Annotated in this window: 11 protein-coding genes and 2 pseudogenes; 1 reads left to right on the top strand and 12 read right to left on the bottom strand. The window is 69.2% G+C overall.

What is annotated here, in order from left to right; translation table 11 throughout:
• The 3 genes and pseudogenes from CF8_RS08010 to CF8_RS21460 all read right to left on the bottom strand — a co-directional run.
• A partial coding sequence (locus CF8_RS08010; RefSeq protein WP_036490533.1) for an SDR family NAD(P)-dependent oxidoreductase occupies nt 1-292 on the bottom strand: 292 nt, incomplete at its 3' end.
• Entirely contained in the window at nt 289-1,467 is a 1,179-nt protein-coding gene (gene mftD, locus CF8_RS08005; RefSeq protein ID WP_010832622.1) for a pre-mycofactocin synthase MftD, read from the bottom strand. The genes mftD and CF8_RS08010, both read right to left, overlap by 4 nt.
• A pseudogene (locus tag CF8_RS21460) lies at nt 1,352-2,898 on the bottom strand (ISL3 family transposase). The gene mftD and the pseudogene CF8_RS21460 overlap by 116 nt, the downstream one beginning before the upstream one ends.
• A 263-nt stretch (nt 2,899-3,161) precedes the next feature.
• On the opposite strand from CF8_RS21460, the pseudogene CF8_RS23015 reads away from it, so the two are divergent.
• Nucleotides 3,162-3,645, top strand: a pseudogene (locus CF8_RS23015) (IS1595 family transposase); the annotation flags it as partial.
• Nucleotides 3,646-3,841: 196 nt separating this feature from the next.
• Here the strand turns inward: CF8_RS23015 and CF8_RS23670 are convergent.
• The 9 genes from CF8_RS23670 to mftA form a co-directional block, all read right to left on the bottom strand.
• Complete coding sequence (locus tag CF8_RS23670; RefSeq protein WP_442937096.1) at nt 3,842-4,093, bottom strand: flavin reductase family protein; 252 nt, start codon at nt 4,091-4,093, stop codon at nt 3,842-3,844.
• An 87-nt stretch (nt 4,094-4,180) separates the two neighbouring features.
• Nucleotides 4,181-4,558, bottom strand: coding sequence for a DUF779 domain-containing protein (locus tag CF8_RS07980; RefSeq protein ID WP_010832619.1), 378 nt, complete (start codon nt 4,556-4,558; stop codon nt 4,181-4,183).
• Between the two features lie 2 nt (nt 4,559-4,560).
• Nucleotides 4,561-6,084 (bottom strand): acetaldehyde dehydrogenase ExaC, encoded by a 1,524-nt coding sequence (gene exaC / locus CF8_RS07975; RefSeq protein ID WP_010832618.1) that lies wholly within the window; start codon nt 6,082-6,084, stop codon nt 4,561-4,563.
• Nucleotides 6,085-6,207: 123 nt separating this feature from the next.
• A complete protein-coding gene (locus CF8_RS07970) occupies nt 6,208-7,428 on the bottom strand; it encodes a GAF domain-containing protein (RefSeq protein WP_232211593.1) in 1,221 nt (406 codons plus the stop codon).
• 169 nt (nt 7,429-7,597) lie between these two features.
• Nucleotides 7,598-8,983 (bottom strand): mycofactocin biosynthesis glycosyltransferase MftF, encoded by a 1,386-nt coding sequence (mftF, locus tag CF8_RS07965; RefSeq protein WP_010832616.1) that lies wholly within the window; start codon nt 8,981-8,983, stop codon nt 7,598-7,600.
• 20 nt (nt 8,984-9,003) lie between these two features.
• A complete protein-coding gene (gene mftE / locus CF8_RS07960; RefSeq protein ID WP_010832615.1) occupies nt 9,004-9,771 on the bottom strand; it encodes a mycofactocin biosynthesis peptidyl-dipeptidase MftE in 768 nt (255 codons plus the stop codon).
• 1 nt (nt 9,772) lies between these two features.
• Complete coding sequence (mftC, locus tag CF8_RS07955) at nt 9,773-10,987, bottom strand: mycofactocin radical SAM maturase (RefSeq protein WP_036492565.1); 1,215 nt, start codon at nt 10,985-10,987, stop codon at nt 9,773-9,775.
• Nucleotides 10,984-11,250, bottom strand: coding sequence for a mycofactocin biosynthesis chaperone MftB (mftB, locus tag CF8_RS07950; protein ID WP_010832613.1), 267 nt, complete (start codon nt 11,248-11,250; stop codon nt 10,984-10,986). Before mftB ends, mftC begins: the two co-directional genes overlap by 4 nt.
• On the bottom strand, nt 11,250-11,372 hold the full coding sequence (mftA, locus tag CF8_RS21450; protein ID WP_084622817.1) for a mycofactocin precursor MftA: 123 nt from the start codon (nt 11,370-11,372) through the stop codon (nt 11,250-11,252). The genes mftB and mftA overlap by 1 nt, the downstream gene beginning before the upstream one ends.
• Nucleotides 11,373-11,619 lie beyond the last annotated feature (247 nt).

The raw sequence follows: 11,619 nt of genomic DNA, 5'->3' as shown, positions 1-11,619 counted from the left end.
CCGCCACGTCCAGCCGGCCCCAGCGCTCGACGGCGTGGTTTGCAGCCGCCCGGAGGGCGTCGGGGTCCCGGACGTCGGCGACAATGGTGTGCACGACGTCGCCGTGCTCGGAGAGTCGGGCAAGGTCGGCGCGGTCGGCGAGGGGGTAGTCGACGCCGGGCAGGTCGTGGTCCGCACCGAGGCACGCATCAACCGCCACGACACGGCAGCCGCTCGCCACGAGCGCACCCACCGTCGCCGCGCCGATCCCCCGGGCGGCCCCGGTGACCAGCGCGACACGCGGCGGCGTCACGGGCGAGGAGCCCCCAGGGTGCGGGTGAATCCCTCGGGGATGACCACGTCGTCGGGCGTGAGGTCGTGGATGGAGGAGTGTCCCAGCCCGAGCAGGGTCGAGTCGATCCCGCCGCGGAGGATGTCGAGGACGTTCTCGACGCCAGACTGGCCGCCGGCGGCGAGCCCCCAGAGGTAGGCACGTCCGATCATTACGGCCTTGGCACCGAGGGCGACCGCCTTTACCACGTCGCTGCCCCGCCGGATGCCGGAGTCGAGCAGCACCTCGACGTCGTCACCGACCGCCGCAGCTATCGAGGGGAGAACCCGGATGGGTGCTGGGGTGCCGTCCAGATTGTTGCCGCCGTGGTTGGAGACCGAGATCGCCGTGACTCCGGCGTCACGCGCCTTGAGCGCGTCGTCGACGCGGCAGACTCCCTTGAGCATGAACGGTCCGCCCCACTCCTCGCGGAGCCAGGCCACGTCCTCCCAGGACGGCGGCGGGGTGGTCATCCACTCGCCGTACGCCCCGAAGAACGTCGGTGCCTCGCCGCCGGGCTCGGCCAGGTTGGGCGCGCTCAGGTCGGGCAGGCTGCCGGAGCGGACGAAGTCGGCCAGCCACCGCGGGCGGCGCAGCACCTCGGGCGCGAACTTCGCCATGGCCTTGAGGTCGAGCTTCTCCGGGATCTGCGGGCTGCCCCAGTCGCGACCGTGCGAGAACGACCAGTCCAAGGTGGCGATCAGCCCGACCGCTCCCGCCTCGCGGGCGCGATCCATCCGCCGGACCATCGCGTCACGATCGCCCATCCAGTAGGTCTGGAAGAACGTCTGCGGGTTCGCGGCGATCACCTCGGTCAGCGGCTTGCTCGCGAACGAGCTCAGCCCCATCGCCGTACCCCTCGCGGCGGCGGCCCGTGCCACCGCGACCTCGCCGTCAGGATGCACGGCCTGCACCCCCGTGGGCGAGATGATCACCGGCATCGAGATCTCCTGGCCGAGCACGCGTGTGCCGAGCTCGCGCTTCGCCGAGAGGCCAGCCACGTGCGGCGCCAGGCCAAGCTCACCAAAGGCCCGCGTGTTGTCATCGTACGACACCCCGCGCTCGGACCCGGCCAACAGCGCGGAGTAGACCGACGGCGGCAACCGTCGCTTGGCCCGTCGCTGAGCCTCGTTCACCGTCTCGAACCACTGACCCATCGCGGCAGCCTCCTCGTGTCGTCGGTTCGACGTTAGGCGGACTACCGGGCCGTGTTAACTGCCCGTCCGGAGGGGACGGGACCACCGCATGGCGGGGCCGGGCCAGTCCCGGTCGGACGCGGGGCCGCCAGGCGTGTGCGCGCTGCCCTCGATGAGGGCCGGCACATCGTCGACGGTCACCTGCCCGGACGGCTTCGATACGACGGTGAAGAATACCTTCAAATCGAGCTCTCCTGACACATCTGTGGGTCAGTTTCGGCCGGGGAGGGCTGGGCGGTGGCCGCCGAGGTTGAGCATGGCGAGGGCGATGAGGGCGTCGGCTGAGTGGAATCCGTAGGCCATGCGGGTGATGAGGCCGGATCTTGGTGTTGGTCGACTCGATCAGCCCGTTGGACAGGCCGTGCTCGATCGCGGCGAGGATCCGGGCTCGGTGTTTGACGATGCTCTTCTGCAGCTTCACGAACGCCGGATCCGGCAGCGCCGGGCCCAACTGATCCACCGATCCAGTGCTGTGACGGCGGCCTCGTAGGGCATCCGGAACACCATCCTGAGCCCTTCCTTGAGCAGGTAGGCCCGGCACAGCCTCGGGTCGGTCGCAGCGATCCAGGCGAGCATCACCTGCTGGTTCTCGGTAAGGTCCTCGGGGTTCTTCCACGCGGGCACCCTTGAGGCCCTTCGCCCGTTCGCTCCCGGGCCTGGGTGCCGCATCGGCCGGTGGGCGTCCGCGGCCACGCTTGGGTTCTGACCGGGCTTGGCGGCGGTCGTCGTTCCACGCCTCGCGGCGGACCTCGTCGAGCGCATCGGTTGCCCACTTTACCCGTGGAACGGGTCAGCGACCCGGACCGCGTTGTGGCACTTCTCGGCGACGATCGCGTCGATGAAGTCGGCCCCGTCCGCGGCCACGTGGGTGATCTGGGCGCAGCGTTCGGCGCCGAGGAGGTCGAAGAACTCCCGCACGGTCGCGCTGTTGCGGCCCGGTGCAGCCCACACCAGCCGTCGGGTGTCGTGGTCGACCACGACCATCAGGTACTTGTGGCCCTTCTTGTAGGAGATCTCATCGATCCCGATCCGCCGCAACCCGGCCAGACGATCGTGCTGGGCCTCGATGTCGGCCCAGACACGGGTGACGATCGCCCCCACGGTGCGCCACGCAATCCGCGTCAACTCCGTCGCCGTGGTCTTCGAGGCCCGCGTCGCCAACCAGGCAACCTGATCGTCGAAAGCCAGGGTGTGACCGGCGTCGTGCCTGGCCCACGGGACATGCGCGACGACGACGCCATGGGTGCGGCACTTCACCCGGGGCGCGTCGGCTTCCAGCATCGCGACCGTCGTGCCCAGATCCAACGATCTCCACCGTCGACGTCCCGGGCCGGCGTCGTACCCCGGACACCGACGCCGACACAGGCCGCACCGCCCCTGCTGGCGGCTCACCGGCCGCACATGAGCGACGAGCACCTGCGTGTCCTCGTCGAACTCGACCCGCTCGATCACCGTCTTCTCGACCCCGAGCAGACCCCGCCATAGGCTGACATCACCCACGCCGCTCTCCTGTGCACCTGGTTCCTGTTCCTAGACAGCTCAGAAACCTAGACAGGAAGCGGCGTGTGGCTCGCTCAGGCACCCACAGGTACGTCAGGAGAGCCTCAAATCGAAGGTCTTTTCTGAGTATCTGCTTGAGTAAATAGGCTGTCGGAGTGGCCGAGCGTGGTCATCCCGAGGGCGTCGTGGACTACCCGACGACCTATCAGGATCTGCCGGCCTGGTCTCCGGCGACGCGTCGTGTCTGGACTATCTCGCGGGACTGCGCTGGCCGGATGGGTTCACCTGCCCCAAGTGCGGGCTGGGTGGATACTGGCGCACCAGCACGTCGTTGTAGATGTGTCAGAGGTGTGGCCGACGGACCTCAGTGACGGCCGGCATGACCTTAAATCGGACCCGCACGCCGCTGTCGACCTGATTCGCGGCCGTGTGGTTCGTGACCTCGCAGAAGAACGGGCTCTCGGCCCGGGCCTGCAGCGGGTGCCGGGGTTCAAGTCCTATGAGACGGCGTGGGCGTGGATGCACACGATGCGCCGGGCCACGGTGCGCCCCGAGCGCGATCGCCTCTCCGGGATCGTGGAGGTCGATGAGACCTTCGTCGGCGGCGTTGCCGCTGGTCAGATGTCGCGGCCGACGACCATCGTGGGGTCTCCGCCGTCGTACTCGCGCCACACCTCGCACTCGATCCCTCGACCTGCCCGAACCGCCAAGGTTCTTCGACTTCACCGTCCCAACCGCCGACTGAGCACCGAACCCAGCACCGCCGGCGCCAGCGGCCTGTAGTAACACGACCCCTCCACGCCCAAAATACGTTTCCACTGGTCAGCGCAGCAATTCAGCCGATCGTGTGCACATCATCTTCAGAAGTCCGGCCAGTCCACGCCGACTGGGCGAACTGCCCGGAGTTCAGCGTGGTCGTGCACCAGCACGTTGACGGCGCGACCTCACGGATTCGTGGCCAGGTGGAGGAACTGCGTGCCACGCTGAATGTGATCAGCGGCGGATCGAGGGACACCGAGCGAACGAATGGCATGTGAAGCCCAGTGGCTCCTCGCCCAGCGCGGTCACAACCACCGCCCCAGAGCATAAGGCCGCTTCGTGGATGCTGAGGGGGCAAGAGTGTCCGGAGCGCCTCCGGAGCGCACGAAATCAGGCCTTTGACAGTTCTAGCTCCTCACCCCTGGCTGTTGACGTACTCCTCGTCATACATCAGGCGCGACCGGATCAGGAACCGCACTCCCTCCGGCGCCTCCAAGGAGAAGCCCGCGCCACGGCCCTTGACCACGTCGATGGTGAGGTGGGTGTGCTGCCAGTACTCGAACTGCGCCTTGGACATCCAGACGGGTACGCCGCGGTCGAGCCCGACGTCGAGCTCGCCGAGCAGGATGTCGGAGTCCCCGATGCGGAACTCGCCGTCGGTGTAGCACATCGGCGAAGACCCGTCGCAGCAGCCGCCGGACTGGTGGAACATTAGCGGTCCGTGCGCCTCGGTGAGGCGGCCGATCATGTCCGCCGCCTCACCGGTGACCGCGACGCGTTCTACCTCACTCATCTCTAGAAGAATCCGAGCTTGTCCGGGCTGTAGGACACGAGCAGGTTCTTGGTCTGCTGGTAGTGGTCGAGCATCATCTTGTGGTTCTCGCGCCCGATGCCGGACTGCTTGTAGCCGCCGAAGGCCGCGTGCGCGGGGTAGGCGTGGTAGCAGTTGGTCCAGACTCGGCCTGCCTGGATCGCCTTGCCGGCGCGGAAGGCGCGGGATCCGTCGCGGGTCCACAGCCCGGCACCGAGGCCGTAGAGCGTGTCGTTGGCGATCTTCAGGGCGTCGGACTCGTCGTCGAAGCTGGTGAGCGAGACCACCGGGCCAAAGATCTCCTCCTGGAAGATCCGCATCGAGTTGTCGCCCTCGAAGACGGTCGGCTGCACGTAGTAGCCCTCGGCGAGGTCACCCTCGAGCACGTTGCGCGCACCACCGGTGAGCACCTTCGCACCCTCCTGCTTCCCGATGTCGAGGTAGGACAGGATCTTCTCGAGCTGGTCGTTGGAGGCCTGAGCACCCATCATCGTGCTGACGTCGAGCGGGTTGCCCTGGGTGATGGCCTCGACCCGGGCGATCGCGTCCGGCACGAAGTCGGAGTACATCGAGCGCTGGACCAGCGCACGCGACGGACACGTGCAGACCTCGCCCTGGTTGAGCGCGAACATCGTGAAGCCCTCGAGCGCCTTGTCGTAGAAGGCGTCCTTCTCGGCCGCGACGTCGTCGAAGAAGATGTTGGGGCTCTTGCCGCCGAGCTCGAGTGTGACCGGGATGATGTTCTCCGAGGCGTACTGCATGATCAGCCGCCCGGTCGTGGTCTCGCCGGTGAACGCGATCTTGCGGATGCGGCTGTTGCTGGCCAGGGGCTTGCCGGCTTCGACGCCGAAGCCGTTGACGACGTTGAGCACGCCGGGCGGGAGCAGGTCGCCGACCAGCTCCATGAGCTTGAGGATCGACCACGGAGTCTGCTCAGCAGGCTTGAGCACCACGCAGTTGCCGGCCGCGAGGGCGGGCGCGAGCTTCCACACCGCCATCAGGATAGGGAAGTTCCACGGGATGATCTGGCCGACGACGCCCAGCGGCTCGTGGAAGTGGTAGGCGATCGTGTTCTCATCGATCTCGGAGATGCCACCCTCCTGGGCGCGCAGCGCGCCGGCGAAGTAGCGGAAGTGGTCGATGGCCAGCGGGATGTCCGCGTTGAGCGTCTCGCGCACGGCCTTGCCGTTGTCCCACGTCTCGATCACCGCGAGAGACTCAAGGTTCGCCTCCATCCGGTCGGCGATCCTGAGCAGGATGTTGGAACGCTCCGTGGTCGACGTACGACCCCACGCGTCAGCGGCGTTCCAGGCCGCGTCGATGGCGGCGTCGATGTCCTCGGCGGTGCCGCGGCCGACCTCGGTGAACGGCCTGCCGTTGACCGGGGAGATGTTCTCGAAGAAGCCGCCCTTGACCGGGTCGACCCACTCGCCGCCGATGTAGTGGCCATAGCGGCTCTTGACCTCGATATCCGAGCCGTCGGTTCCGGGCTGTGCGTAGACAGTCATGTGATGCTCCAGGAGTTGAGAGAGTGTGTGACGACCGTCACGCTAGGAGCGGCTACGTTGCATCCACGTTGCGGCGTACGCCGATGGGTGGTCTGCAGTGTCGACCCTCGCGGGCCTCTGACTTCAGGCGAGGTCGCGGTCGAGCCGGGCGAGCTGCCCGTCGACGAGCGAACGCATCGGCGAATTCGCGCCGAGGGCGTCGCGCTGGGTCTGCCACATGTCGTAGTCGTCGACGCCCCAGCTCGATCGGGTCCATGTCGACAACAGGTCGGGTTCCTTGCTCGCCAGCACCGTTGCGCGCAGGGAGTGGTGAAGCTGGCCGCGAAGTCGGACAACCCCGGGCGCGGTCGAGCGGGGCAGGATCGGGCCTCGGTAGCCGCGAAGTGCGCGGCGTACGTCGCCTGCCGCGAGTTGCGCCTCCAGGGCTAGCCAGTCGCCGGCGACTCCGGCGCAGAGCCGGTAGGGCCGAGAGGCAAGGAGGTCGTCGCCGAGTACGTTGCGCAGCCGGTTGAGCTCGGCCCGAAGGGTGGAGGAGACGCCGTCGTCCTCGTAGACCAGGACGGCGAGCTCGTCACCGGAGAGCCCGTGCGGAGCGGACGCGAGGAGGAGCAGGATCTCGCTGTGGCGCGGCGAGAGGCGCACGGAGTGCCGGGCGCCCCGGCCGTCGTCGATGGTGAGCAGCGCTTCATGGCGACCGAGCAGCTCGACCACCGTCTGGAGACCGCCCTTGGACTCGACCGGCTGGGCCGCGCGAGTGAGCAGGTCACGGGCCAGCTCGGCCTCGGCCATGCGCGCCGCCGCCCGCACCATCGCCATCGTCTGCGGTACCGCGATGTCGTCGTTGCCGGTGATGTCGAGGACCCCGAGCAGGGTGCTCGACGTCGGGTCGTGGATCGGCGTGGCCGCACAGCTCCACTTCTGGACCGAGTGCCGGAAGTGCTCGGCCCGGCGCACCTGCACCGGCTGGCCGAGGCGCAGCGCGAGGCCGGGCGCGTTGGTGCCGGCGAGGCGCTCGTCCCAGTTGGAGCCCTCGACGAAGCCGATCTTCTCGGCCTGCCGCAGGGTTGACGGCGAGCCGCAGAGCCACAACATCTGGCCTGCCGCGTCGCTCACGGCCATCACCGCGCCGCAGTCGCGGGCCGCCTGCCCGAGCACGTCGTCGAGCAGCGGGAAGACCCGGGAGAGCGGGTGGGCCGCGCGGTGGTCACGCAGGTCGGATCCGTCCAGCGTGATCGGCGCCTCGATCCGCTCGGCGTCGACCCCCGATGCTGCTGAGAGGTGCCAGGAGTCGGCCACCGCTGCGCGCATGCCGTCGCTGGTCATCCGCCACGGAGACACGCTCACCGGACCACCCTCCTCCACAGCTTGTTCGGCATGTTCCCCCGCGGAAGGTTGCCAAGAGGTTGCACTGAGATTCTTCGTTCGTAGTCCGCGAGCCCGGCGACGACTGCGTCGACGGACACCTGGGCAGGGCGCAACCAGTCACGTCGATCTGACGTCGGCCCGATGTCGGTCATCGGCGACGGGAGCGGCGAAAGTCAGGACGCAAGGCGGCGAGAGAGCACGCACGCGCGGCCCCGAGCCAGACGCCGGCCCCGTAGGCGACGTCGTCCAACCGCCGGGCAAGGACGTAGCGGACCGGGTCCAGGTTGGCCCCGACCCGTCGCCGATCGGCCAGTCCGTCGACCACGGCGGCCACCATCAAGGCGCGCCTGGCCCGGCGCGACCGGGTGGCGGCCAGCACGGCGAGCGGCCAGTAGTGACGAGTAAGCGCCGCCCCTGTCTGCCACAGCACGGCGACACCGCTCTCCAGGGTAAGTATCGCCGCCGCCTGCACGGGGCGCTCGCTGCGGGCAAGTCGGCGGGAGGTCCCGGCCGTGGCGACGGCGGCCGAGGCGAGCGCCACTGGGACGGACCAGCGTCGCTGCGCGAGGATCGCACCGGCGAAGACGGCGGACCACGGCGAGATCACGAGCGGAGCGACCGCCGCGCCGTGGCGCTGCGCCAGAGGTGCCGCGGACGTTCCGTAGAAGGCCTTGCGGCCCAGCCACTCCCCCAGTCGGGCGCGATGCCGGTGCCTCACGATGGCCGCCGGCTCGTAGCGCACCCCAGCACCGCCGGTGAGCAGCCGCCACACGAGGTCGACGTCCTCGCCGCACCGCAACGCCTCGTCGAACCCGTCGCCCAGGGACTCGACGCGCGCCAGCAGGCACGCGCCGGGGAGGTAAGCAACCACACCCTGCTGGCGCACCGCCGCGGGCTCCCGACCGAGGTCGAGCGAGGACCGCGCCTGCTCGTAGCGCTCCACCCAGCCGTCGCCGGGCCGGCGGTCGGGTCCCAGCACCCGGGGCGCGACGACGGCCAGGTCGGGGTCGTCGAGATGGCGGCGCAGGGTCGCCAGCCAGCCGGGGTCGGGGACCACATCGGAGTCGCAGAAGGCGACGAATGGCGTGGTCACGTGACGGAGCCCGGTGTTGCGCGCGGCAGCAGGTCCGCGATTGACGTCGTGCACGACGAGCAGGGCCCCGTGCTCACGAGCGACGCGAGCGACGGGCTCGGGGTCGCGCGACGCGTCGTCGACAACCACGACCGGCACCGATGCCGGCAGCGCGTCGAGCAGCAGGTCCAGGTCGTGGGCCCGGTCGCGCACAGGCACCACGGCTGTGACGTCGGTGACCTCGGCGTCGTCACTCGGTGGGTCGGGCCACCACGGATCGGCGAACCCGCGATCCAGCAGCGACCGGGCCAGCGTGGTGGCGTCGCCGGGTTGCGCCACCACGACCGGTCCGCCGTCGAGCAGGCCGACGGCGATGTCACTGAGGTAGAGCACCGCGCCCCGGCTGCCGCCCACCAGGGTCTTGCCACCGTCGCAGACCCTCGTCCGCGATGACAGCTTCACCGCAAATCCGGCCGGCAGGCTCACGACCCGACACCGCTGCGCTCGGACCTGCGCAGTCGTCCGTCCGTGTCGACGTCGAGGTCGGTCAGCTCGCGATGCAGCCGGTTCACGAGCACCTCGAAGAGGCGTCGACCCTCCGCTGCCGAACTTCCGGTGGCGTCGCCGAGGATCCCGTTGGGCGACACGGTGCGGACACCGACGCTGCGCAACCGCGGCATCAGTTGGTCGATGGGCTCGGTCGCTCCGGCCTCGGCGAGGTCCACCCGCACGGTCCACGGCGCCAGGTTGCGCAGCAGGGAGGTCTCCGTGCGGCCCGCGTGCGCGTCGCCGCCGAGCACCCCGAACCCGGTCCAGGCGGCCGGGCGGCCCTCGTCGCGGAGGGTGGTCACGGCGCTCACCATCGTGGGCACGTTGCCGCCGTGGCCATTGACGAACACGAGCCCCTTGGCCCACCGGCAGGCCGAGCGGCCGAGCTCGACCAGCAGGAGGTGGAGCGCCTCGTGGCCGATCGAGATGGTGCCGGGGAAGTCCTCGTGCTCGCCGCTGGCGCCGTACGCGAGAGCAGGAGCGACCAACACGCGCACACCCGAAGCGTCCAGCCGTACGGCGACCTCGCGGGTCGCCGCACACGCCAGCATCGAGTCCGTGGCCAGCGGCAGGTGCGGCCCGTGCTGCTCGAGCGAGCCGATGGGCACGAGCACCAACGGCGGGTCGCCCTCGATCGTGGGCCAGCGCGCCCCGCCGAGGCCGAGGCGTCGACTGGGCGCGCCCGACGAGCTCGCACCCATCTCAGACCATCCCTGCGACCGGACTCTCGTCGCACGCGCTCGTGGGACGCGTCCGGGTCGCCCCGAGCGTGAGTCCGACTGGCGCGTTGCGCACCGTGCCCGTGTGGGAGTGGTCCTGGCTCGAGCCCGGGAGCGCGCCGCGGTCCAGGCTCGCCAGCGCCTCCTCGGCGTTGCCCTTGACGCACTCCGGATCCGGGCCGTCTAACGGCAACCCGGTGAAGAACTTGGCCGCCATGCAGCCACCGCGACAGCTGTCGTAGGCCGAGCACTTCGCGCAGGCGCCACCGGTCTGCGGGCTGCGCAGCTCCTCGAACAACGGCGCGTGCTTCCAGACGTGGTCGAAACCAAGGTCACGGATGTTCCCGGCCTTGAACCGGTCGTGGATCGCGAACGGACACGCGTAGACGTCCCCGACCGGGTCCACCAGGCAGACCACGCGGCCGGCGCCACACAGGTTGAGGCCGGGCAGCGGATCGCCGTACGCCGCAAGGTGGAAGAACGAGTCGCCGGTGAGCACCTTCTCGCCGTTGGCGACCAGCCAGTCGTAGAGCTGACGCTGCTGGTGAGGCAGCGGGTGGAGGTCGTCCCAGACGTCGGCACCGCGACCCGACGGTCGCAGCCGCGTCAACCGCAACTGGGCGCCGAAGCTGTCCGCGATCGCCTTGAACTCGTCGAGCTGGTCGATGTTGTGGCGGGTGCACACGACCGAGATCTTGAAGTCCTGCATCCCGGCTGCCTGAAGGTTGGCGAGTGCCTTCATCGCGGCGTCGTAGGTGCCCTGGCCGCGGACCGCGTCGTTGACCTCGGCGGTGGCACCGTCGAGCGATATCTGTACGTCGATGTAGTCGGTGGCCGCCAGCTTCTCCGCCCGCTCCCGGGTGATCCGGAAACCGTTGGTGGAGAACTTGACGCCGACGTGGTGCACGACCGCATAGTCGAGAAGCTCCCAGAAGTCGGGTCGCACCGTCGGCTCACCGCCGCCGATGTTGACGTAGAAGATCTGCATGCGCTCGAACTCGCGGATGAGTGCCTTGGCCTCCTCCGTGTCCAGCTCGTCTGGGTCGCGGCGACCCGACGAGGACAGGCAGTGCAGGCACGCAAGGTTGCAGGCGTAGGTCAGCTCCCAGGTGAGGCAGATCGGGGCGTCCAGCCCGAGCTCGAACTGGTCGACCAACCGGCCCACACGCGGCGGCGGTGCCAGCACGGTGGCAGTCACGACGCCGCCTTGCACAGGACGCCGGCCTCGGCGAGGCCGTCGAGCGCCTGTACGTAGCCGGACCACTCGGATTCGTCGACGCCGGCCGCGTGCATGGCCGCCTCGACCTCGGTCGCACCGTCCAGGCGGCGTACGACGTCGAGAAGGCGCAGGGTCTTGAGGAAGCTGAGCCGCCGGGTCGAGAAGTCATAGACCAGAGCACCGAAGGGCTCCGGTCGCAACGACACCGACGGGCTCAGCCGCCACTCTTCGCCAGCCAGCATCAGTAGACGCCGCACATGCCGTCGATGGAGACCTCTTCCACGAGCTCGCCCTCGGCGAGGTCCGCGCTGCCCGTTTCGGTCTCGTCGGTCCTTCGGGCGGTGTCCTGGGTGGGCGCGTTCATGACTTCCTCCTGTTGGGACGTTCGGCTGGATGCTGCGAGTTCCACGATATGAGTCCTCCGAGGGCTGTACACCCCTCGGCCAGCGGGCCGCACCTGCCCTGTCGGTCAGGTAGGACCCTCGCCGCTCGGACCGTATCCGGATCCTCGTCTGGCCACCCTCCGATGCCGCACCTAGCGTTCGCTCACGTCAGGCAGCACGTCCCCAGGAGGTCATCCGTGCAGGTCGACGAACTGCTGAAGCCGTTCC

This window comes from Nocardioides sp. CF8, assembly GCF_000389985.1.
Classification (GTDB): domain Bacteria; phylum Actinomycetota; class Actinomycetes; order Propionibacteriales; family Nocardioidaceae; genus Nocardioides; species Nocardioides allogilvus.
This window is presented reverse-complemented; position numbering and strand designations above follow the sequence as displayed.